This is a genomic window from Xanthomonas arboricola pv. guizotiae, from assembly GCF_002940205.1.
Taxonomy (GTDB): domain Bacteria; phylum Pseudomonadota; class Gammaproteobacteria; order Xanthomonadales; family Xanthomonadaceae; genus Xanthomonas; species Xanthomonas arboricola_C.
Map to the genome: position 1 here is coordinate 43,944 of NZ_MDSK01000002.1, position 23,023 is coordinate 66,966.

Here is a 23,023-nt window from a genome sequence, read left to right on the forward strand (position 1 = left end):
TGAAAAAAAAAATGCAAAAGAGTGTTGACAGTAAAAAAAAGCGTGATTAGGTTTCGCCCAGCAGACGTTGCTGCGAAAGAGAGTGAGCAGAATCGACATCAAGCCGACACGCTTGTTCCCGATGTCCACCGAAGCGCTATCCACGGTGGAGTTGGGTCCGCTTCTCTCCAAAAAAGCAGCAGTCGCTCCGATCACGCACCCGCGTCGCTGTTCGATGCGGGTGTTTCTGTATCCGTCCCGTCGCGCATTCCCTGCGGACGGTTCCCGACGACGGCATGCCGTTGCGGGGTTTGCTTCAACTGGGCGTTTCACCTCCATAGTTCACTGACGAGGAGCCAATTACATGGCCACTGCAAAAGCTGCGAAAAAGAAACCCACTGCCAAGAAGGCAGTGAAGAAGACTGCCGCCAAGAAGGCCGTCAAGAAGGTCGCCAAAAAGGCAACCGCCAAGAAGGCAGTGAAGAAGACTGCTGCCAAGAAGGCCGTCAAGAAGACTGCAAAGAAGGCAACCGCCAAGAAGGCAGTGAAGAAGACTGCAAAGAAGGCAACCAAGAAGACTGCCGCCAAGAAGGCAGTGAAGAAGACTGCAAAGAAGGCGACCAAGAAGACCGCCGCCAAGAAGGCCGTCAAGAAGACCGCCAAGAAAGCGGTGAAGAAGACCGCAAAGAAGGCAGTTGCCAAGAAGGCGACCAAGAAGTCCGCCACCAAGAAGACTGCCGCCAAGAAGCCTGCTGTGAAGAAGGTCGCCAAGAAGAAGCCGGCCGTTCGCAAGAAGAAGGCCGCTCCGGTCGCGCTGCCCGCAACCCCGGCGCCGCTGATCTGATCCGCACTACCCGATCGCCGTAAACATCGAGCTCTCTCCCCGACGCCCAGCGGGGAGGGAGCTTTTTTATTGGCGGGCCCAGGGCGTCCGTGATCGAGGAAGTGCCGATCGCACGCGGACAGCCGAAGCTATGCCTGCCGGACGCGCCGCGTTCTGCTTGGCGGGATGTCAGGCCGGAGTGTTGTGGCTATCTCCGCACTATCGCTATTTGCCATTCGCCACCCGCCACTCGCTTTCTCCAGTCCAACCCTGCTGGTGGGCTGGACCGCTGCGCCGCCCGCCCAACTGACCATCGTCTGTCCCGATCGGTCGTGCCGCCATCGATTGGCGTAGCGGTGCGGTGTGTTGGTCGTGCCAAGCGGGGGCAGATGCAGTGGGCCGCATCGTGGGGCGAGCCACGCTCTGGCTTTTCAGGTCTGGCGCGCGCACTCGGCAAGCTGACTCAACCTGCGCCTGCCATGACCGTCATCGCATGGCCATGCAGCGATGCCAGGTTCCCGGTCAGCGATGTCGACGCGCCCGACGCGATTCTCTGCAGGCCAGAAACGACACAGGCGGCCGAAGCCGCCTGTGTGCGAGGTCGCCGCAACGCCAACTCAGCGCGGCGATGCCACCGACTTGCCCGACGAGGCACCCTTGCCAGCAGGATCGGGACGCTCGGCCAGCATGTTCTCGCTGCCGAAGTCGCCGTCCACATCGATATCCAGCCAACGCTTGGCGGGCAGGCCCAGCGCACGATCCAGAATGGTCGGCAGCATGCCGGAAGGCAGGCCGCTCTCGCCGTTCCACATGATCGCGATGCCGAGATCGCGCTCGGGCAGCAGTGCGACCAGGCCGCGATAGCCTTGCACGGCGCCGGCATGGAAGACGACCTGATGGCCGGCGTAGTCGAACACGCGCCAGCCCAGCGCATAGCTGGCAGCGTCCACACGCTCATGGCGCCAACCCGAGCGCATCTCCCCAGGCGTGGAGATCAGCGGCGCGTGCAGCGTCGCCAGCAGGGGCGCAGGCAGCACGTCGGTGCGGTGGCCGGTGTGCGCGAGCAGCCATTGCGCCATGTCGCTGGCGCTGGCATTGACCCCGGCAGCGGGGGCCAGGCGGTAGTAGGTCGGCTTGGGCGTCAACGACACCCAGCCATTGCGGCTGCGCACGTGCGGGCGCGCCCAGCGCGGGCTGGCCTGGATGCCGGCCAGACCCATGCTCGCATCGTTCATGCCCAGCGGCTTGAAGATGCGGCGCTCCACCGACTGCTCGTAGAAGCTGCCCGACGCAGCGAACACCACATCGCCGACCAGGCTGAAGGCGACGTTCTGGTACGCATAGCAATCGCCGGGCGCGCAGCGCAACGGTGCGGCGGCAAGCTTATGGCTGAGCGAGTAGTAGTCGACGTTGGATTCGATATCGCTGTCGTAGGCATTGCGGGTCAGCCCGACGCGGTGGCTGAGCACCTCGGCGACGGTGAGCTGCCGGGTGGCGACGTTATTGCTGAGCTGGAAGCCGGGCACGTAGTCCACCACCTTGCTGTCCCAACGCAGCACGCCGTCGTTGACCAGCAATCCGGCCATGGTGCCGGCGAAGGCCTTGGACAGCGACGCCAGACGGAACACGGTATGCGCGTCGACCGGCTGCGGGTGATTGACGTCGGTGACGCCATAGCCGCGTGCGCTCAGCACCTTGCCGCCCTGCACGATCGCCATCGCCATGCCGGGCAGGCGATTGCCGTAGGTCAACTGGTTGGCCATCGATTCGAACGCGGCCACATCGAACCCGGCCGCCGGAGCAAGCACCTGGCTGGCCGGGAGCGACGCACGATACTGCAGCGGAGCGGTGGTCGACTGCACGACGGTGGCCGGCTGCAGCGCAGAAGCAGCCGGCGCGGGTGTCTGCGCGGTGGAAGAGAGGGCCAGAGGCAATAACGCCCCGAGCAGCCCGATGGCCAACGGTCGGAACCGTCGGCGCCTGCGCATTTGAGTCATGGTTGTCCCGCCTGTTCCACTGCCTCCGGCGATTCTAGCGCCGCGCTTCGCAATAGCACAAACTGCCGCAAGATGAATGGGCATCATATTGATCCTATTGATGATTTTAGGTTCATAAATCGACCTGCGCGGCGCCCTTGAACGCAACCCGGCGCCTGTGCGGGAACAACTGCAAGCGGCGTGCCGTCTCCGCAGGCGATCGATTCGGTACGTGCCGCGCGCTGCTGCTGGTGATGCAGCGCGGCATCGGCTAACTTGCGCGCTTGTTTCGCGGGTGTTGCCGCTGCCATGTCCCTGCTGTCGCGCCCGTTGATGCGGGCGAGCCTAACCCGATGACCAGCCCATCGTCGCCGCGTTCGGCGGCTGGCCGTCTGAGCGCGGCATTGCGCAGCTCGCCGCCGCTGGCGTGGTCGTTCCTGTACTTCTTTTGCCTGCTCAGCGGCTACTACGTGCTGCGCCCGGTGCGCGAGGCGATGAGCGCGTCGGCGGATATGCAAGCGATCTTCCCCACCGGCATGATCGCCTTCTTCGCCGCGCATGGCGTGCCGCTCAAGGACTTCACCCTGCAGGTACTGTTCACCTGCACCTTCCTGATCATGGTGTTGCTGCAGCCGGTTTACGGCGCGCTGGTCAGCCGTTATCCGCGCCGGGTGTTCCTGCCGGCGGTGTATGGCTTCTTCATCGCAACCCTGTTGCTGTTCTACGTGTTGTTCGACAGCGGCGTGCCTGGGCGCGGCCTGGCGTTCTTCCTGTGGGTGACGGTCTTCAACCTGTTTGCGGTGGCGGTGTTCTGGAGCTTCATGGCCGACGTCTTCAGCAATGCCGAAGCGCGCAATTACTATGGCTACATCGGTGCGGCCGGCACGCTGGGCGCGTTTCTCGGGCCGATCCTCACCCGCACCCTGGTCGAACGCATCGGCATCGCGCATCTGATGCTGGTGTCGGCCGGGTTTCTGACGGTGTGCGTGGTCTGCGTGCTGCGTCTGCGCCTGTGGGCGGTTGCGCGCGAGCAGGAGCGACAGCTGAGCTCCGGCGAGGTGCCGATGGGCGGCGATGTGCTGGGCGGGCTCAAGCTGATCGTGCGCGAGCCGTTGCTGCGCTGGCTGGCCTTCATGGTGCTGTTCGGCGTGGGCGTCGGCACCTTGCTTTACAACGAGCAGGCAGCGCTGGTACGCCGGCTCTACACGGACGCAGCGGCGGCCACCGCCTATTACGCCAGTATCGACCTGGCGATCAACGCGCTGACCCTGGTGCTGCAGCTGCTGGTGACGCGCGCGCTGCTGTCGCGTTTCGGCATCGCACCGGCGCTGCTGATTCCGGGCGTGGCGATCACGCTGGGCTATGCCGTACTGACGGCCTCGCCGTTGCCGATGATGCTGGCGATCGTGCAGGTGATCACCCGCTCCAGCGAGTTCGCACTGGCCAAGCCGGCGCGCGAGACCTTGTACACGCGGGTGGATCGGGAATGGCGTTACAAGGCCGGCGCGGCGATCGACACGGTGATCTACCGCGGTGGCGATCTCACCTTCGTCTGGGTGCACAAGCTGGTGTCGGCATTCGGCTCCGGCGCGGTGTTCGGCATCGGACTGCTGGTGGCATCGGGCATGACCCTGGGCGCGTTCGGCCTGCTGCGCGAGGCGCGCAAACTGCCCGCAGAGCGCGATGCGGAGACTGGCAATCAGGTCTCCGACTAGGAGCGGTCAACAAGTGGCCTGGTTGCAGCGCCCTTGCCCGCCCACCCTGGCAGGGCACGCCGCAGGTACGTCCCGGTAGGCGCTTACGCGGCATCCATGCCGCGTAAGGTCCCGCGACGGTGGGCGGGCAAGGACCGGTCGAGATGGTCGCTGTGCACAGGCAAGCAGGGCATGACATGCATTAGCGATGCCGCTGTTTGAACTAGCCGCTTTTGCCTTTGGGAGAGCGTGGCGAGCAGATAGATCAGGCCATTGCAGGACACGCCGCCGATGCCGGCAATGGCGACGCTCCGATCATGCATGCAGGTGCTGCACATCCCCCATCTCTTGCTGGCGCGCCGGGTTCCGTCGCCTGCTCCGAACAGCAGGGCCGCAATCACCGCTATGCTGGCCGCCACATCCATCACGCCGATCTGCCATGTCCCTGTTCGCCATCGTTGCCGGCCTGGGCGTCGCCCTGCTGCACGTCTACATCCTGGTCTTGGAGATGGTGCTGTGGACGCGGCCGCTGGGCCTGAAGACCTTCCGCAATACCCTTGAGAAGGCGCAGGCCACGCGCGTGCTGGCGGCCAACCAGGGCCTGTACAACGGCTTCCTGGCAGCGGGCCTGTTCTGGGGTGCGTTGCAGGCACGCGTGGATGTGCTGGGCTTCTTTCTGGGCTGTGTCGTCGTGGCAGGCTGCTATGGCGCCTACAGCGTCAACCGGCGCATCTTTTTCGTGCAGGCCTTGCCCGCGCTGATTGCCCTGGCATTGCTATGGCTGCCGCGTTGAGGCGGCTTGCTCGCTGTCGGTAGGAGCGGGCCTGCCCGCGATGAGGCGTTACCGGTGGAGCTTCATCGCGGCAAGCCCGCTCCTACCAGGCGGCTCGCTGGAATTGCAGTTGTCGCGAACTGGTCGAGGGTGACGGCGGCAGGCAATGCAACTGCGAGATGGTCGGTCTCCACGGTAGCCAATCTCCACAAACGACAACGGCGGGCCGAAGCCCGCCGCTGTCTGCTTGTCACCTCGGCCTGAGATTTACGCCGCTTCGCGCGGCTGCTGGGCCTGCGGCTTGTCGTAGTAGCTGGCCGCACGCAGCTCATGCGGATCGAAATCGTCCACGGTGATGGTGTCCATCATCATCTCGCGCAACTCTTCCAGCTGCCTGCGCTCGTCGCCGGTGATCACGCCTTCGGCCACGGCCTCGTCCAGCTGCGCGGTGAAGTCCAGCGCTTCGATGCCCTTGGTCTTGAGCGCCTTGAGGAACTTGCGCTCCACCGGCTCGGCCAGCACTGCCTTGGCCAGATAGCTGGCGATACGTCCGCCCGGGTTGTTGGCGCACGGGGTCAGGAACACGCCCTGGCCCAGACGGTCGCGTGCTTCGTTCGGCGTCATCAGGATCGATGCCACGCGGTGCCCCAGCCGGTCGCCCGGTGCTTCGGCACGACGGCCCAGCGGGAAGATCAGCACCCACATCAGCCAGCCCACCGGACGGATCGGGAAGTTGCGCAGCGCCGCAGACAGTGCGGTTTCGATCTTGTGCACGCTGTCATGGAACGCCCAGGCCAGCAGCGGCTGATCGGTCGCCGGCGCGCCTTCGTCGTGATAGCGCTTGAGCATCGCGCTGGTCAGGTAGATATGGCTCAGCACATCGCCCAGACGGCCGGACAACGATTCCTTGAACTTGAGCTTGCCGCCGAGCATCAGCATCGACACGTCGGCCATCAGCGCCAGGTTGGCGGAATAACGATCCAGCTTGCGGAAGAAACGCCGGGTATACGCATCGCCCGGCGCTGCCCCGATGCGCGCACCGGTCAGACCGAACCAGACCGAACGCACCGCATTGGAGATGCCGAAGCGGATATGCCCGAACAGGCTCTGGTCGAACGCTTCCAGGCCACGACGCGTATCCGGATCCTGCGCTGCCTGCATCTCCTTCATCACCCACGGATGGCACAGGATCGCGCCCTGCCCGAAGATCAACAGGCTTCGGGTCATGATGTTGGCGCCTTCCACGGTCACGCCGATCGGCGCAGCCTGCCAGGCACGGCCGGCGAAGTTGCGCGGTCCCAGGATGATGCCCTTGCCGCCGATCACATCCATCATGTCGCTGACCACTTCGCGGCCCATGGTGGTGCAGTGATACTTGGCGATCGCCGATGGCACCGACGGCACATCGCCACGGTCCACCGCCGCAGCGGTGGCCTGCGACAACGCGCTGATCGCATACGCCTTGCCACCGATCCGCGCGAGCGCTTCTTCGACGCCCTCGAAGCGGCCGACCGACAGGCCAAACTGCTTGCGGATGCGCGCATACGCGCCGGTGACCACGGCGGCATACTTGCTGCCGCCGCTGGCCGTGGAGGGCAGGGTGATCGAGCGGCCCACCGCCAGGCACTCATTGAGCATGTTCCAGCCCTTGCCGACCATCTCCACGCCGCCGATCAACTGGCTCAGCGGGATGAACACTTCCTCGCCGTGGATCGGGCCATTCTGGAACGGCGAATTGAGCGGGAAATGGCGACGGCCGATTTCCACGCCGGGGGTTTCGCGCGGCAACAGTGCCAGGGTGATGCCGATGTCCTTCTTGTCGCCGATCAGGCCATCCGGATCGTAGGCGCGGAACGCCAGGCCGATCAGCGAGGCCACCGGCGCGAGGGTGATGTAGCGCTTGTCGAAGGTGAGCTTGACGCCAAGCACGTTGGCGCCATTCCACTCGCCCTTGCAGACGATGCCGTAGTCGGGGATCGAGGTCGCATCGGAGCCGGCGAACGGGCCAGTCAGACCGAAACACGGCACCTCGGCGCCGACCGCCAGACGCGGCAGGTAATAGTCCTTCTGTTCCGGCGTGCCGTAATGCAGCAGCAGCTCACCCGGCCCGAGCGAATTCGGCACGCCGACGGTGGAGCTGACCACGCTGGAGATCGAAGACAGCTTCTGGATCACCTTGTGATGCGCCAGCGCGCTGAAGCCCAACCCGCCATACTGCTTGGGAATGATCATGCCGAAGAACTTGTTCTTCTTGATGTACTCCCACAGCTCCGGCGGCAGGTCGGCATGGACGTGGGTGATCTCCCAGTCGTTGACCATCCTGCACAGCTCTTCGACCGGGCCATCCAGGAAGGCCTGCTCTTCGGCGCTCAGTTGCGGCTTGGGGTAGTTGAGCAGCTTCTGCCAATCCGGGTCGCCGGTGAACAGCTCGCCTTCGAAACCCACCGAGCCGGTTTCCAGCGCGATGCGCTCGGTCTGCGACAGCGGCGGCAGCACCTTGCGGAAAAAGCCCATCAACGGCGTGGTCAGCAGCGGCTTGCGCAGGAACGGCAACAGCACTGGTGCGGAGACCAGCACCACCAGCACGGCAGCGACGATGGTGGCGGTGAGATTGGCACCCAGCAACCAGCAGGCCACCAGCACACAGGCGCTCAGCGCGACCCAGGTGGCAAGGCGCATGCGGTGATAGGCAGCGATGCCCGCCGCCAGGATGACGAGGAGGAACGGTGCAACGATGCTCATGGTCTTGCTCCAGTGACATGCTCGGTGATGTTGGACGCTGCGATGGTGCCAACCGGGGGCAGTGCGTCCAGATAATGCAACACGGTTGCGGTAAACGTGGTGTTGTCGTCGCCGGCCAGCATGTGCGTGGCGTCGGGCAGCTGCACGTGCTGCGCATGCGGCGCGATCGACAGGAATTCCTTGATGGTGTCCGGCGTGACCAGATCGCTGCGCCCGCCGCTGATCAGCAACAGCGGGCAGCGCACCCGCGCGGCAGCGTCCAGCAAGGTCTGCTGTTGTGCGTGCGGATCCTGTCCCGCCAGTTCATCGACCAGCCGCGGATCCCAGCGCCAGCGCCAGCGCCCGTCCGCGCGCTGCCTCAACCAGGCCTGCAACTGCTCAAACGTCTTGCGCGGGCGCTGCGGCAGATACGCAGCGATCGCATCGGCAGCTGCATCCAGCGCTGCGAAGCCATCCGGATGCGCGGTCATGAAGCGCAGGATGCGCTCCACGCCTGCGGTATCCCAGCGCGGCGTGATGTCGACCAGCACGATCGCGCGAAACAGACCTGGCCAGCGCGCCTCCGCAAGCAGGCCGAACAAGCCGCCCATGGATGCGGCAACCAGCACCGGCGGCTCGGCCTGCTCGCCTGCCAGCACGATCAGGTCATCGGTGAATTGCGTGGCCGAGTAGGGCAGGTCTGCGTCGTTGAAACCGGAATCGCCATGACCGCGCGCATCGTAGGCCAGCGCCCGGTAGCCAGCATGGGCCAATTGGGCCGCCGTGCCTTCCCAGGCATGCCGGGTCTGTCCAAACCCGTGTGCCAGCAGCACCGTCGGCGCGTGCTCCGTGCCGCGCACCGACACCGCGAGCGACGTCTCGCCAGCGTCGATGCGCGTGGTGGACGCACGGTGGGCGAGGCTAGGAGGGGAAGTGACCATACCTCATGGTATGGATCTGCCCGGGCTGCTGTCAATACTGCCTGGTATGGACGGTTAAGCCGTTGAATCATGGCCGTGGTGTGTCTTTTGTGATGCATACTGCAACTGACTCAAGCGTATGGTTAAATCGCTGCAATGAATGACATCACCGACCCAAGCCTCACCACGCCCCGCGCCACTTCCGGTCGCGGCAACCGCCTCAGCGCGGACGATTGGGCGCAGGCCGCACTGGACCTGATCGCCGAACAAGGGGTGGGCGCCGTGGCGGTGGAGCCGTTGGCACGCCGTCTCGGCGTGACCAAGGGCAGCTTCTACTGGCATTTTCCCTCGCGCGATGCCTTGCTGCAGGCAGCCCTGGAGCGCTGGGAGATCTTCGAACAAAAAGAAGTGTTTGGCAGCCTGGAAGACGTCCCGGACCCGAGCGCACGCCTGCGTGCGCTGTTCCAACTGGTCGCGCACGAAGTCAAGCCGCACGTCATCTACAGCGAACTGCTCAAGGCACTCGACCACCCGGCCGTGCGCCCGGTCATCGACCGCGTCTCGCAGCGCCGCCTCGACTATCTGATCGCCTCGTTCCGCCAGGCCGGCCTCAGCCGCACCGACGCCCAACACCGCGCCCGCCTGGCCTACGCCGCCTACGTCGGCTTCCTGCAGCTCTCGCTGCAACTGCAGCAGCCCAAGCAGGCCCGCGAAGACTTCGAGGCCTACGTCGAGCATGTGATCCAGACCTTGATTCCGGGGTGAACGGCATGACTTATTCCACGCCAGACTGATTACTCTTTTAGCTTGATGCTTAGGAATATCACAACAAAAAACGGCCCCTCCCGGGGCCGTTTCCTTAAACCTCGGTTCTGATCTGCATCAGAAGCGCTGCTGATACTTCATGTACATGAAACGACCGATGTCATACCCACCGTAATAGGAATAGCCGGAATTGGGTTGACCGTAAGCAGGCGCAGAGTAGTGTTCGAAAATGTTGTTCGCACCAACGGCAACCGTCGCGTTCCAGGGAAGGACGTAGGCAACTTGCAGGTCGTGGAACGTATTCGAGCCTAGTTCATTCATGCCAACGATAGAGCCCTGGAATTCAGGGGCACTGAAGTTCGGCAAGCTGCAGCGGTCATCAGCAAAGCAGCGCTCCTTGGTGCGCGAGAAATAACGCGTACTCCAGGTTACAGACCAATCGTCCCACTGCCAGTTCACCGAAAGATTGGAGCGAACCCGGAAGTTGCCACCAAAGCCGTTCTGCTGGCTGGGGGGATTGTCGGTGTTATCAGCTTTCAGCTCGTTCTTGGACACATATGTATTCAGGAGCGAGGTGGTGAAATTGCCCCACTGAGTTTCAAAGCGATAGGTCAGGTCAAAGTCGAAACCTTCGGTTTCCACGTAGCCGGCATTACGCAACCCGAAGGAAAGTTCACTGACATTACCCGCCGCGTTACGGGTGAAGCCGACGCAACGCGACTCTAGCCCACGTAGATAGCAGTCATCCAAAAGGTCCGTCGGCGTGTCAGCAACGATCGTGTTTTCAATGCGGATGTTCCACCAATCCAACGAGGCGTTGAGGCCATTGAGGAAGCCAGGGCTCCACACAAGCCCAAGCGTCTTGGAAGTAGAGGTTTCCGGAGTCAAGGTTGGCGTACTGCCAGAAATGAAAGGCACGTTCGACTGTTCGCCTGGACCCGGTGCCGGAGCAATACCCGATGCGTTGAGCTGACGGAAGCCAGCCGGAACATCTGCCAAGCAGCGTGCATTGCCTGCCGCCGGACCGAAAGATGTATCGCATGGGTCAGTGTAATTTTCAAAGCTTTGCGAGAGGCCGCCGAACAGGTCCGCCACGGTCGGTGCGCGGAAACCTTCTGACCACGTACCGCGTACCAAAAGGGATTCGATCGGCTTCCACTTGAAGCCGAACTTGCTGTTGGTGGTGTTGCCGAAGGTGTCGTAATCCGAATAACGGGAGGCGAGGGTTACACTGAGTTCCTGCGCGCCCGGCAGATCTGCAAGCAGTGGGACCTGCAATTCGGCATAGATTTCGTTGAGGTTGTAACCACCACGTGTCGGGCCGGCGGCCAGATCAGTTGAAATACCGGTTTGCGCCAATGCGTCCGGCGAGAACGAACCGCTTTCTTCGCGACGCTCAACGCCAAATGCCATGCCAAGGTCACCCGCCGGCAGAGTTGCGAGCACTCCAGCCACGCTTGCGAAGTAGTTCTTCGTCGTGGTTTCGGACAATGCCTGGCCCGGCTGATACAGGTATGCCTGAACATTTGGATCACTTAAGCCGTTTGGCGCGTTATAGCCAAACGGAACTAGCGGATTCCATGGCGTGCAGGCCCCGGGGCCGGAACCGAGCGGAATCGAAGCACCTGCAGTACCGCACTGGGCGACACCGTCTGCATTGATGAAGGATGGTCCAGTGGCCTGACCGACAGCAAAGGTGTTTAGGTTGCCCGTGCTGATTTGGGTGCCCTTGTTCTGGTTGTAAAGGAAACCAGCTTCCCAATCCCAGTACTTCTCACCGAAGTTGAAGCTTCCACTGAACTTACCCGTGAACCGTGAAGTTGTCAGGTTGTTCATGACTTCGCGGGGAACTTCCCAGCCGCGACGGACATATTGAACGCTTTGAGGTGCCACGCCCGGCGGCAATGCACCGCTTGCCTGATTGCCCAAAGGATTGAACACGCTGTCCACCGACAAGCCGCCACTGCTCAGATCAAATGCAGCGCTTTGCATCGGATAGCCAGCGTTCTGTGCAAATGATTCGCGGTCCGTGTAGAGAACGCTGGTGTCGAATGCAACATTGTCGGTGAAGTCAAAATGGCCGTTAAGAAACGCTGACTTGCGCTTGATGCCGCTATAGACGGTTGAGGCTAATGAAGGGTTGGACGTATCGGTGCCATTGAGCGGGCGATAGCTTGAAAAATCTGCCGGATCAAGTCCTGCCACATCGCGGCGCAGTGTCGCCGTGGACGTCCCGCCGGCAGCATTGCGATACGCCAGTCGACCGAATTCGGTGGTGCCAGAAAGGCCTCCCGGCCGCGGTTCGGTCTTCTCGCCTGTGGGGAAGCGGTTGCGGCTGAACCAGCGATCACGCGCCCATACCGGATCTTCGTTGGTGTATTCGACGCCGGCGGTCAGCGAGCCGCGATCACCACGGAAACCCATCGTGAAATCGTACACTTCGCGCTGACCATCGCCCTGGCCCCACTGGCCGATGTAGACGTTGGCTTCAGCACCCTCGAAATCCTTGCGGGTGATGATATTGATCACGCCCGCAATCGCGTCAGAGCCATAAATCGTGGATGCGCCATCCTTTAGGACTTCGATGCGCTCAACCATAACTGCGGGAATGGATGCAACGTCTTGCAAACCGCCGTTGGTGATGCCAAGGCGGTGGCCATCAACCAAGATCAAAGTGCGATTTGCACCTAAGTTGCGCAGATCGATGTAGTAGCCGCCAACGTTTTCGCCCGAACTCAAGGGCGAGGTGCGGCTGATTGCCGGCGAACCTGCGGTAGGAATGTTCTGCAGAATGTCCGCAACAGACTTGAAGCCCTGCTTTTCGATTTGGTCACGGCTGATCAACATCACCGGCTGAGCGGTTTCACTATCGACCTGACGAATACGCGAACCGGTGACCTCGATCTTGTCAAGGTTGGTGGCGCCGCCGGCTTCCTGGGCGATGGCGGTACCGGTACCGCCGACGCCTACGACAAGCGCGAGGACGACTGCATCGCGCAGCTTGTTGGACTTGTAATTCATTAGCTCTCTCTCCAAGTGATCTTGGGTACTGCCAAGGGTTGTTTGCCTGTCGGGGGTCCGAAAGAAGCGGATCCAAGACGTCAGGGTGAACCGATGGTATATGCGTTATGCGAGAAATTAAAGTCCCGTTAACGAAAAAGAAGAAAGACGTGAAAGGCCGCCGCAGTCAGGGGGCCGAAACGCAGAACGCCACCGGCTACAAACCGGTGGCGTCAGATGAAATCATCTAAAAATCAATAAATTAGAGGTCTTGCTCGTACCGGACGTATGGGATCGTGCCGTCGCTGTTGCTCTCGTTGCTCGGCGCAAACGGGTTCTTGCCGCGGGAAATGACGTTCTCTGCGCCGACCGTCAGCTGGCCGCTCCAGGGGGTGCGCCAGGTCAGGCCCAGGCCCAGGCCTTCCCATTTCTCCGGCTGGCCGGGAACGTCGACGACACGGCCGATGACGTTGGCGCTGAAGGCGCCATAGCCGCCGCCGACGCTCAAGGTCTTGCTGTCCCACTGGTCGGCGATCGCGGGCGAAACGTCGGCCAGCGGTACCAGGCGCGCACGCGCATAGGTGCCGCCGATCGAGACGAAGCCTTCGCGGCCGATGTTCTTCTGCCCGAACACGGTCAGGTCGTTCTGCTCGACGCGGGTCAGCGGTGCCTTGCCGGCGCCGATCAACCAGGCTGGCAGGGTATCGCGGCCGGTACCGGCGGTGACGCCGGCGCGTGCGCCGCCGCGGTTGAAGCCCAGTGTCGCCGAAACCCGGCGCGATGCCGCGGCGCTGTCTTCTTCGTCATCGCCGATGCCTGCGAGCAGGCAGTGGCTGGCGAGTCCGTTGATATTGGTGCCGCGGCTGCTGTTGCAGATCAGGCCCAGCGAATCGCCCGAGGTCAGGCCGAAGGCTGCGTCCAGCGAGTTGCGACCGAAGTGCCAGCGTGCACCGGCCTTCTGCTCGCCAGTGGGCTCCAGGTACAAGAACGCTTCGACCTTGCCGCTGCCCTTGTTCCAAACCGGCAGGATGGTGCTTTCACGTATCTGCTGGGTCGACTGCGCATGCGCACCCGTGGCCGCCGCAAGGGCAACCATCAGAGCAAGCGGAAGGCGCAGTAGGTATCGCATACCAGAGTTCAGACCCAGCGGCAGTTGTTAAGTTCCCGGAAGCGGGCACTCCGAATGCTAGGGTGTTTATGATTATTTAACAAGTGCTCACGGTCCCCGGATCTCACCCGTCAAACCTTTCTACTGCAACCGTTCCGGCGCCTCCTGCAGGGGGCGCGCCTTGCTGAAAAGTACGTCCAGGGCGGTCAACGGAAAGTGATACTCACGTCCACAGAACTCGCAGCGGACCTCGACCTCGCCGGTTTCCTCGGCAGCGGCACGGGCCTCGTCTTCGCCCAGGGATTGCAGCATCGAGGCGACCCGCTCGCGCGAGCACGAGCAGCCGAAGCCGAGCGGCTTGCTGCCCAGCAATTGGGTGTCTTCCTCGTGGAACAACCGGTGCAGCAGGTCCTCGCTGGCGACCGAGAGCAATTCCGGTGCGTCCAGGGTGTCGAACAGCGCGCCGATACGGGTCCAGCCATCGGTGTCGCCCTCGTCGCCCGGCAGCTTTTGCAGCAACAGGCCAGCGGCCTGATCCGGACCTGCGGCCAGCAGCAGGCGGGTCGGCAGTTGCTCGGACTGCTGGAAATAGGTTTCGAAGGCTTCGGCCAGATCCGGCGCCTGCATGCCGACCAGGCTCTGGTAGCGCTGCGGTTCGCGCGGGTCCAGGCCGGGATTCTCGATGGTGATCGCCAGCAGCGCCGCCTCGCCCAGTTCGCGCAGGTCAGTGGGGGCATCGGCGCCGTCGGCCAGCTGCACGATACCGCGCAAGGTGCCGGCCGCGGTGCATTCGGCAAACAGGGTGCGCAGCGTCTGGTTGCCGCGCAGCTGCACCGACAGACGCCCGTCGACCTTGGTGTGGCCGGTGAACAGGGCGGCGGCCACCGCCGCCTCGCCAAGCAACTGGCGTGCGGCGGGCGGGTAGTCGGCGGCCCCCTGGATGTCATGCCAGGCCTGGGTCAGGCGGACATGGACGCCGCGCACGCCGGCAGCAGGCAGCAGGAAACGGGAAAGCTGATCGTGATCGGTCATGGGAACATCGGACGTAAGGGACGCCGGTTGCCGGATAATGCAACGAGCATCGGGATGAAAGGTCGTAGCGAACAATGGGGACGGATGCATTGGATGGCAAGCAGGTGGCGCCACCGCGGCGCGCGCGGCGCTGGCTGCGTTGGCTGTTGGCAGCACCGCTGCTGTTTGCCGCCGCGAGCGTGCTGCAGGTGCTGGTGCTGCGGGTGATCGATCCGCCGATCAGCAGCATGATGGTCGGGCGCTATCTGGAAGCCTGGGGCGAGGGCGACTGGGATTTTTCGCTGCACCAGCAATGGCGCGACTACGACAGGATCGCCGCCAGCCTGCCGATTTCGGTGGTGGCCGCGGAGGATCAGCAGTTTCCGCTGCATCACGGCTTCGACCTGCAGGCGATCGAAAAGGCGCGCGATCACAATGCGCGCGGTGGACGCGTGCGCGGGGCCAGCACGATCAGTCAGCAGGTCGCCAAGAACGTGTTCCTGTGGCAGGGCCGCAGTTGGCTGCGCAAGGGCCTGGAGGCCTGGTACACGGCGCTGATCGAGTTGCTGTGGCCCAAACAGCGCATCCTGGAGATGTATCTCAACGTAGCCGAATTCGGCGACGGGGTGTACGGCGCGCAGGCCGCTGCGCGGCAGTTCTGGGGCAAGGACGCGGCCGGGTTGTCGCCGACCGAGTCGGCGCGCCTGGCGGCGGTGCTGCCCTCGCCACGCCGTTATGACGCGCGTCGTCCCGGCGCCTATGTGCAACGGCGCACGGCATGGATCCAGCGGCAGGCGCGCCAGCTGGGTGGCCCTGCGTATCTGCAGGCGCCGTGAGCATGCGCACGTCCGGACCCGCACAATTGCCTGTGGCGGCAGACCGCCTGACGGTGGTGATTGCAGCCTATAACGAGGAGACCAGCATTCCGCAGCTGCATCCGCGCCTGTGCGCAGTGCTGGCGGGCCTGAGCGGGGTGCAGACGCATGTGCTGTATGTCGACGATGGCAGCAGCGATGGCACCTGGAGCGTGTTGCAGGCACTTGCCGATGCCGATGCGCGGGTGAGTGCGCTGCGGCTGTCGCGTAACTTCGGCAAGGAGGTGGCCATTTCTGCAGGCCTGGACCATGTGCTGCCCGGTGCGGTGGTGCTGCTCGATGCCGATGGACAGGACCCGCCGGAGTTGATCCCCGAGTTCGTCGCGCTGTGGCGCGCCGGTTACGACAACATCTTCGGCACGCGGACTTTTCGCGAGGGCGAAAGCTGGCTGAAGCGCAGTACGGCGCATGCGTTCTATCGGGTCATCCGGCAGTTGTCGCGCACGCCGATTCCGGCCGATACCGGGGATTTCAGGCTGTTGTCGCCGCGGGTGGTGGAAGCCTTGCAGCAGCTGCGCGAGCGTCACCGTTTCATGAAGGGGCTGTTCGGTTGGGTCGGGTTTCGCCAGGTGGCATTGCCGTACCGGCGTGCGCTACGGCTGTCGGGGCGCAGCAAGTTCACGGTGTGGCGGCTGTGGAACTTCGCGCTGGATGGCATCACCAGTTTTTCCACCGTGCCGCTGCGCGTGGCGACCTATCTGGGCCTGCTCACCGCGCTGGTGGCATTCCTGTTCGGTGGCTGGGTGGTGATCAAGGCGGCGCTGATGGGCGACCCGGTGGCCGGCTGGCCGACCATGATGTCGGTGATCCTGTTCCTGGGCGGCATCCAGCTGATCGCGCTGGGCCTGATCGGCGAATACCTGGGCCGCCTGTATGACGAGGCCAAGCAGCGTCCGCTGTACCTGGTCGATACCCACTGCGGCGCGGTGGGAGTAGTCTGCGATCACCAGACCAAGCGCGGAGCGGGCCATGCAGACCGTACGACAGCTGTTGGGGACCAAACAGGTTGAGGTATTCGCGGTAGCGGCAGACGCTGCAGTGATCGAGGCGATCCGCCTGATGGCCGACAAAGGCATCGGCGCGGTGTTGGTGATGGACGGGCCACGCCTGGTCGGCATCGTGTCCGAGCGCGATTACGCGCGCAAGGTGGTACTGCGCGATCGCGCCTCATCGACCACCAGCGTTGCCGACATCATGAGTGCCCAGGTGGTGACGGTGTCGCCGTCGGACACGGTGGAGCGCTGCATGCAGTTGATGACCGATGGACGCTTCCGGCATCTGCCGGTGGTCGACAACGGCCGCGTGCAGGGCGTGATTTCCATCGGCGATCTGGTCAAGGCGGTGATCGAGAACCAGCAGCGCGATATCGATCAGCTACAGCGCTACATCGCCAGCTAGGGCCGTGCCGGCTACGTTCGCTGCGTCTTGTCTTGAACGACGCTGCTGCTCGACATGGCTTGAGGAGTGTGGCGAGCAGATAGATCGGTTTTAGAGCGTTTGATCTACGGCCTGGTCGCAAGGGTCAGTTGAGATGGTCGGTGTGCATAGCTCTCAATAGAACAGTCAGCAAACTCTCTGGTGCGGTGTTCTCGACGCTGTGAGTTTGCTGCAAGGCCCTTCCCCGCCCACCATCGCCGGACACGCCGCAAGTACGTCGCTGTAGGCTCTTACGCGGCATCCATGCCGCGTAAGAGCCTACAGCGGTGGGCGGGCAAGGACCCGTCGAGAGGGTCGGTGTGCATGGTGCAAGCAGTGCATGCCGTGCGGTCTTCTGAGGACTGCTGTCTGATCGGCTCCCTTCGATCCGGGCCATTACTGCAGTTTTCGGGATCACTGCATCCGTCAATGCACTTGCATGCGATCGACACCTTGCCATCATCGCTACAGCGGTCGACAGGTTCGCTGACGACGCAAGGTCGTGCAGTGAGCTTATTTGGCGAACTCGCCGCCGCAATCGCTGTCCTTGCCGGGGCCCGGTTCGAAGGTCGCGAGCAAGGCGGCGGGCGGGGCGATCATGCCCAGGCCGACTGCGAGCGCACCGCGCAGACCCAATGCCTTGAAGTCGGGACGGAAGGTCGGGTCCTTGAAGCTGCCGCCAATCCGCAATGGCGAGCGCAGGCTCAGGATGCTGCGGTCTTTCGGGCGTGGGCGCAGCAGCAGATCCAGGGTTTCGTCCTTCAAGCTGATGCTGCCTTCGCCAATGATGATGGTGTCGGTGGAGTCGAAGGCCAGCGCACGCGACTGCATCACGCCGTCCTGCACGCCGAAGTCGCCGAAGATGCAGCGCACCGGAATCTGGCGGTCCTTGGTGACCAGATACTTGAGCGACTCGGCGATGTCCAGCCCGGCCAGTTCCATGATCAGATTGCCGACATGGCCGCGGCCCATGCCGACGCCGATCGTGCCGTCGGCGGTACCGAGCATTGCGCCGATCGAGTTGCCGCGACCACGCAACTCGAATTCGCCGCCGATGGCGCCCGAGGCCTGCTTGGCGAGCGCGGTATCGGGGAAGAGCTGATCCAGCCGAATGCCGCGAAGACCGGCCTTGAGCTGCGTGGCGATCACCGCGTTGCGCGCATCCATGCGGATGGTGGAGCGGATATCGCCACCGGCAACGCCGAAGTTCAGCGGGTCCAGCTGCAGCAGGCCGTCCTTCAATGTCAGCGAGGCATCCATATCGTCCAATGGCCACGATGGCGCATTGATGCGCTGTGCGCGCCAGCGTACCTGCGCATCCATCGCGCGTAGCTTCGACAAGTCGTAAGGAGTACTGGGTAGCACGCGGGTACTGGCTGCGAGTTGTGCCGCCTGTTTTTTCTGTTCGGCATTTGCCGACTCGTTCGCGCCGGTCTTCGGTGGTGCGCCGACGAATCCCGCCAGGTCGTCGAAGTCCAGGCGTTTGGACGCGAGATCGGCACGCAGGAGCGGGCGCTTGTTGCGCAGGTCCACTTCTGCAGTGCCCGACAGATCGCTGTCGCCGGCGGTACCGGTGAACGTTTCGTAGCGCCAGAGCTGTCCATTGCGGCGCAGATGACCGTCGAGCTTGTATGGCGGGGTCGACGGCATCGCCACGCCGGTCAGCGGATACAGGTCCTGCATGTCCTGGCCGCTGAGCGCCATCTGCAGATCGAAGACCTGGAACTGGAACGGGTTGGTCAGAGTACCGCGCACGTGCGTGCGGGTGGCGCCGGCGCTGCCGCGCAGATCGATGCGGAACGGGTGCTCGCTCTGGCTCAGTTCCAGCGGCGAGGCGGTATTGCCCTTGAGCGTAAAGGGATAGCCCTTCCAGCGGCCCTTGCCGTCGATGCCGATCGGCGCTGCACGCTGGTCGCTGCTCGGTGGTGCGAGGCTGTTGATCGCTACATCCACGTTCGAGCGATTGGCTGCATCGATGTACTGCAAGCGTCCGTTGTTCACCAGCAGGCGGCCAAGGCGCGGCATCGTGCCATCGCCACCGTCCTGGTCGAATACCCAGTTGCCGGGATGGGTGTCGTCGCCGGCTTCCAGCAAGAGGGTTGGGTGATCCAGGCGAATTTCCGGTAGACGCACTTTGCCGCGCAACAGCGGCCACAACGCGACATCGATCTCGGCCGAATTGAGCTGGGCCATCGGCCCGCGCCTGGACCACGCTGCATTGGCCAGACTCAGCCGATTGCCGCGCACGGTGGTCGTGCGGCCCAGCTTGACATCCAGATAGCCGAGATGGAATTCGCGACCGGTCTTGGCGCTGACCACGCGCTCGACCGGACCGCGCAGCCAGTTCCACTGGAACAGCAGCACGAAGATCACCACGGCGGCGGCGGCGATGGCAAGCCCGACCAGCCAGCGTCGACGACGTGGGGTGGGGGGCGGTGGTGCAGCTGAGGTGTCGGTCAGGTTGTTCACGCGGGCCATGGTTGGCGATGCCTCGTGCACGGCGCGCGAACGTGCCGCAGATCGCGCCTCACATCACCTGCGCAATCACTGCCACGAAGTGACACGCGCTGCCGGCCAGCACGAACAGATGCCAGATCGCATGGAAATAGCGCTGGGTGTCGCGTTGGTAGAAATACGTGCCCAAGGTATAGAAGAGTCCGCCGGCCAGCAGCCAGCATAGAGACCAGGTGTCGACCGAGCGCAGCAACGGCTGGATCGCCACCACGATCAGCCAGCCCATCGCCAGATACAGCACCGTCGACAGCAGGCGGAAACGACCGGTGAAAAACAGTTTGAAGACCACGCCGGCCGCGGCGATCGTCCAGATCGCGGCGAACAATCCCCAGCCCCAGGAGTCGCGCAGATTGATCAGCGTAAACGGGGTGTAGGTGCCGGCGATCAATAGATAGATCGCGCAGTGATCGAGCACCTGCAGGCGCGCCTTGGCGCCCGGATGCGGGATGGCATGAAACAGCGTGGAGGCGACGTACAGCAACACCAGGGTGGCGCTGAACACGATGGAGGTGGCCAGTTGCCAGCCGTCGCCATAGATGGCGGCCAGTGTGATCAGCACCGAGCCACCGGCCAATGCGGCAATGGCACCCAGGCCGTGGGTCACGGCGCTGGCTATCTCGTCGCGCAGGTCGGTCGAGGGGGAGGCGTCTGCGTTCATGCCAAAAAGGTACCGCAATTGCGAGCAATTCGCATCGCCAGCAAGTGCGGTCGCAGGCGTTGATTCAAGCCGCGGTCAATCGATCGCCTTGGCATGCGCATGCTCGCGCGTGGCCGAGAAGCGCACGTCCGGCGCGCGTTCCTGCGCCAGCTGCAGATTCACGCGCGTCGGGGCGAGATAGACCAGCTGGCCGGCCGCGTCGATGCCCAGGTTGCCGGCGTTTTTCTCGCGGAACTCCTCCAGCTTCCTGGCGTTGTCGCAATGCACCCAGCGTGCGGTGGTGACGCTGACCGGCTCGAAGATCGCATCCACGCCGTATTCGTCCTTGAGCCGGTAGGCCACCACGTCGAACTGCAGCACGCCCACCGCGCCGAGGATCAGATCGTTGCTCATCAACGGCCGGAAGAACTGCGTGGCGCCTTCTTCGGACAGCTGCGCCAGGCCCTTTTGCAACTGCTTGAGCTTGAGCGGGTCGCGCAGGCGTGCCCGACGGAAAAGCTCCGGTGCGAAGTTGGGAATGCCGGTGAACGACAGCGATTCGCCTTCGGTGAAGGTGTCGCCGATGGAGATGGTGCCGTGGTTGTGGATACCGATCACGTCGCCCGGCCAGGCTTCGGCGGCGATTTCGCGGTCGGAGGCCATGAAGGTCAGCGCGTTGGCCAGCTTGACGTCCTTGCCGCTGCGCACGTGCAATGCCTTCATGCCGGCGGTGAACTTGCCCGAGCACACGCGCATGAAGGCCACGCGGTCGCGATGCTGCGGGTCCATGTTGGCCTGGATCTTGAAGACGAAGCCGCTCAGCTTGGCTTCGGTGGGCTCGACCCGGCGGCCGGTGGTGTCGCGCGCCTGCGGCGGCGGTGCGTGCTCGACGAAGAAATCCAGCAGCGGTTGCACGCCGAAGTTGTTGACGCCCGAGCCGAAGAACACCGGGGTCTGCTGGCCGGCGCGATAGGCCTGCAGGTCGAACGGATTGCTGGCGCCCTGCACCAGTTCCAGTTCCTCACGCAGTTCGGCCAGCATCTGCGCGCCGATCTTTTCGGCAAGTCCCGGTGCATCCAGCGACGGGAAGATGGTCGAATCCTGACGGGTGAAATTGCGCCCCTGTTCGTACAGATGCACTTCGCCGGTGATCAGGTGCACCACGCCCTTCAGGCGCTGGCCCATGCCGATCGGCCAGGTCACCGGCGCGCACTGGATGCCGAGTACGGTTTCGACTTCATCCAGCAGATCGATCGGGTTCTTGCCCTCGCGATCGAGCTTGTTGATGAAGGTCATGATGGGGGTGTCGCGCAGGCGGCAGACTTCCATCAGCTTGATGGTGCGTTCTTCCACGCCCTTGGCGACGTCGATGACCATCAGCGCCGAGTCGACCGCGGTCAGCACCCGATAGGTGTCCTCGCCGAAGTCGGCGTGGCCGGGGGTGTCGAGCAGGTTGACGATCTTGCCCTCGTACGGGAACTGCATCACCGAGGAGGTGACCGAGATGCCGCGTTCCTTTTCCAGCGCCATCCAGTCCGAGGTGGCGTGACGGGCGGCCTTGCGGCCCTTCACCGAGCCGGCCATCTGGATCGCACCGCCGAACAGCAGCAGCTTTTCGGTCAGCGTGGTCTTGCCCGCATCGGGGTGGGAGATGATGGCGAAGGTGCGGCGGCGCGCGGCTTCGTTGGAGACGTCGGACATGGGCTGGGCGCGCCCGGTCGGACGCCTGCGGAAACTGAGGAAGCCGGAGATTATAGCGGCTTCGCCGCGGCCGGCTTCTGTGGCTCTGGTCCGGGGTCTCCGGTCGCCGGGTTGGCGCTCCCGGGCGCCGGCCACTCACGGTGCCGGCGAGGGGAACTGCAACTCGCCCTGCGGGCCCAGCATCCGGAACGGCAACGAGATCAGGCGCATGTCCGCATTGCGCTGGAGCGAAAAATGCAGGTGCGGGGCCGTGCTGAAGCCGGTATTGCCAGAGGCGCCCAGGCGCTCGCCGGTGCGCACCACCTGGCCCGGGCGTACCGCCACGCCATCGGGCGCCAGGTGGGCATAGATGGCCATGCTGCCGTCGGCGTGCAGCACCCGCACCAGGTTGCCGGCGCCGGCGGCCTGGTCATGCGGGCCGCCTTCGATGACATCGCGCCGTACCTCCATGACCGTGCCCTCGCGCGCTGCCAGCACCGGCGTGCCCTGCGGCAGCGCGAAGTCCACCGCGTACCAGTTGGGCGCATCGGTATGGCTGAAGGCCCCGCCGAAGCCCTGGTCCACCTGGATCGGCGCATCGCGAAACGGGAGCTGGTAGCGCACTTGCTGCTGCGGGCGGGCCTGCGGATCGCCGGGCACCACGTCGAGCCTGAGTCCCAGCCCGTCCAGGCTGCGCTGGTTGCTGGCCGGATACAGCCGGGCCAGCAGGCGGCGCTCGTGCGCAGCCAGTTGCACCGTCAGCGGCAATAGCGGCACGGCGCGGTAATCCTCGCTGGGCGGTGCGCTCAGCTGCACCTGCGTGGGCCCGGCCAGCGGGTTGTTGACCCAGGCCAGGTAGGCCGGTGCCTGCCATTCCAGTTGCAGTGAGGGGCCGGTGCCGGGAGATGCGGGCGCCGGCCGTGCCGCTGCGATTGTTGGCGAACTCGCAGTCGTGTTTGCGGCACCGGGCCAATGCCAGCGTTGCTGCGCGTCGGCGGGTGCGGCGCACGCCAGAACCGCGAGCAAGAAAGGCCAGGCGAGGGCGGGCAGGGCGCTGCGAGACACGTGGTGGGGCACGCGATCGGCTCGAACGAAGGGGCCTCAAGTATGCGGTCCATCACGGGCTGCAGTG

18 protein-coding genes are annotated in these 23,023 nt (G+C 63.9%); 7 read left to right on the forward strand and 11 right to left on the reverse strand.

Annotation, left to right across the window (positions count from 1 at the left end):
- Window positions 1-343 precede the first annotated feature (343 nt).
- A complete protein-coding gene (locus XarbCFBP7408_RS01760; RefSeq protein WP_039519650.1) occupies window positions 344-823 on the forward strand; it encodes a hypothetical protein in 480 nt (159 codons plus the stop codon).
- A 596-nt stretch (window positions 824-1,419) separates the two neighbouring features.
- Here the strand turns inward: XarbCFBP7408_RS01760 and XarbCFBP7408_RS01765 are convergent.
- The gene (locus XarbCFBP7408_RS01765; RefSeq protein WP_181106809.1) at window positions 1,420-2,763 is read right to left on the reverse strand and encodes a serine hydrolase domain-containing protein; all 1,344 of its coding nucleotides are present in this window, start codon (window positions 2,761-2,763) and stop codon (window positions 1,420-1,422) included.
- Between the two features lie 368 nt (window positions 2,764-3,131).
- Between XarbCFBP7408_RS01765 and XarbCFBP7408_RS01770 the strand changes: the two genes are divergently transcribed.
- Window positions 3,132-4,493: an NTP/NDP exchange transporter gene (locus tag XarbCFBP7408_RS01770; RefSeq protein ID WP_104560841.1), complete on the forward strand. Its 1,362-nt coding sequence runs from the start codon at window positions 3,132-3,134 to the stop codon at window positions 4,491-4,493.
- Between the two features lie 83 nt (window positions 4,494-4,576).
- On the opposite strand, the gene XarbCFBP7408_RS01775 is transcribed toward XarbCFBP7408_RS01770, so the two are convergent.
- Window positions 4,577-4,897, reverse strand: a complete 321-nt coding sequence (locus XarbCFBP7408_RS01775) for a hypothetical protein (protein ID WP_104560843.1) — start codon at window positions 4,895-4,897, stop codon at window positions 4,577-4,579.
- Window positions 4,898-4,911: 14 nt separating this feature from the next.
- On the opposite strand from XarbCFBP7408_RS01775, the gene XarbCFBP7408_RS01780 reads away from it, so the two are divergent.
- Window positions 4,912-5,265 (forward strand): DUF1304 domain-containing protein, encoded by a 354-nt coding sequence (locus XarbCFBP7408_RS01780; RefSeq protein WP_104560845.1) that lies wholly within the window; start codon window positions 4,912-4,914, stop codon window positions 5,263-5,265.
- A 246-nt stretch (window positions 5,266-5,511) separates the two neighbouring features.
- Here the strand turns inward: XarbCFBP7408_RS01780 and XarbCFBP7408_RS01785 are convergent, their stop codons facing one another.
- A complete protein-coding gene (locus XarbCFBP7408_RS01785; RefSeq protein WP_104560847.1) occupies window positions 5,512-7,986 on the reverse strand; it encodes an acyl-CoA dehydrogenase in 2,475 nt (824 codons plus the stop codon).
- Window positions 7,983-8,906 (reverse strand): alpha/beta fold hydrolase, encoded by a 924-nt coding sequence (locus tag XarbCFBP7408_RS01790; protein ID WP_181106811.1) that lies wholly within the window; start codon window positions 8,904-8,906, stop codon window positions 7,983-7,985. The genes XarbCFBP7408_RS01785 and XarbCFBP7408_RS01790 overlap by 4 nt, the downstream gene beginning before the upstream one ends.
- 135 nt (window positions 8,907-9,041) lie before the next feature.
- On the opposite strand from XarbCFBP7408_RS01790, the gene XarbCFBP7408_RS01795 reads away from it, so the two are divergent.
- On the forward strand, window positions 9,042-9,650 hold the full coding sequence (locus XarbCFBP7408_RS01795) for a TetR/AcrR family transcriptional regulator (protein ID WP_016902764.1): 609 nt from the start codon (window positions 9,042-9,044) through the stop codon (window positions 9,648-9,650).
- Between the two features lie 117 nt (window positions 9,651-9,767).
- On the opposite strand, the gene XarbCFBP7408_RS01800 is transcribed toward XarbCFBP7408_RS01795, so the two are convergent.
- The 3 genes from XarbCFBP7408_RS01800 to XarbCFBP7408_RS01810 all read right to left on the reverse strand — a co-directional run bounded on the left by XarbCFBP7408_RS01800 (window position 9,768) and on the right by XarbCFBP7408_RS01810 (window position 14,790).
- Window positions 9,768-12,671 (reverse strand): TonB-dependent receptor domain-containing protein, encoded by a 2,904-nt coding sequence (locus XarbCFBP7408_RS01800; protein WP_104560849.1) that lies wholly within the window; start codon window positions 12,669-12,671, stop codon window positions 9,768-9,770.
- Between the two features lie 241 nt (window positions 12,672-12,912).
- Complete coding sequence (locus XarbCFBP7408_RS01805; RefSeq protein WP_181106994.1) at window positions 12,913-13,746, reverse strand: hypothetical protein; 834 nt, start codon at window positions 13,744-13,746, stop codon at window positions 12,913-12,915.
- Between the two features lie 153 nt (window positions 13,747-13,899).
- Complete coding sequence (locus XarbCFBP7408_RS01810; protein ID WP_104560853.1) at window positions 13,900-14,790, reverse strand: Hsp33 family molecular chaperone HslO; 891 nt, start codon at window positions 14,788-14,790, stop codon at window positions 13,900-13,902.
- Window positions 14,791-14,864: 74 nt separating this feature from the next.
- Here XarbCFBP7408_RS01810 and mtgA point away from each other — a divergent pair, with 74 nt between their 5' ends.
- Genes mtgA through XarbCFBP7408_RS01825 form a run of 3 tightly spaced genes read left to right on the forward strand, consistent with a single transcriptional unit; the run spans window position 14,865 to window position 17,042 of the window.
- A complete protein-coding gene (mtgA, locus tag XarbCFBP7408_RS01815; RefSeq protein ID WP_104560855.1) occupies window positions 14,865-15,605 on the forward strand; it encodes a monofunctional biosynthetic peptidoglycan transglycosylase in 741 nt (246 codons plus the stop codon).
- A gap of 2 nt (window positions 15,606-15,607) precedes the next feature.
- A complete protein-coding gene (locus XarbCFBP7408_RS01820; RefSeq protein ID WP_104560857.1) occupies window positions 15,608-16,654 on the forward strand; it encodes a glycosyltransferase family 2 protein in 1,047 nt (348 codons plus the stop codon).
- Window positions 16,614-17,042, forward strand: coding sequence for a CBS domain-containing protein (locus tag XarbCFBP7408_RS01825; RefSeq protein ID WP_104560859.1), 429 nt, complete (start codon window positions 16,614-16,616; stop codon window positions 17,040-17,042). The genes XarbCFBP7408_RS01820 and XarbCFBP7408_RS01825 overlap by 41 nt, the downstream gene beginning before the upstream one ends.
- 531 nt (window positions 17,043-17,573) lie before the next feature.
- Here the strand turns inward: XarbCFBP7408_RS01825 and XarbCFBP7408_RS01830 are convergent.
- From XarbCFBP7408_RS01830 to XarbCFBP7408_RS01845, 4 genes are all read right to left on the reverse strand, one after another.
- A complete protein-coding gene (locus tag XarbCFBP7408_RS01830; protein ID WP_104560861.1) occupies window positions 17,574-19,538 on the reverse strand; it encodes an AsmA family protein in 1,965 nt (654 codons plus the stop codon).
- A gap of 49 nt (window positions 19,539-19,587) precedes the next feature.
- Complete coding sequence (gene trhA, locus XarbCFBP7408_RS01835; RefSeq protein ID WP_016902756.1) at window positions 19,588-20,232, reverse strand: PAQR family membrane homeostasis protein TrhA; 645 nt, start codon at window positions 20,230-20,232, stop codon at window positions 19,588-19,590.
- A gap of 75 nt (window positions 20,233-20,307) precedes the next feature.
- A complete protein-coding gene (locus XarbCFBP7408_RS01840; RefSeq protein WP_104560863.1) occupies window positions 20,308-21,912 on the reverse strand; it encodes a peptide chain release factor 3 in 1,605 nt (534 codons plus the stop codon).
- A 135-nt stretch (window positions 21,913-22,047) separates the two neighbouring features.
- Window positions 22,048-22,968, reverse strand: coding sequence for a M23 family metallopeptidase (locus XarbCFBP7408_RS01845; protein ID WP_104560865.1), 921 nt, complete (start codon window positions 22,966-22,968; stop codon window positions 22,048-22,050).
- Window positions 22,969-23,023 lie beyond the last annotated feature (55 nt).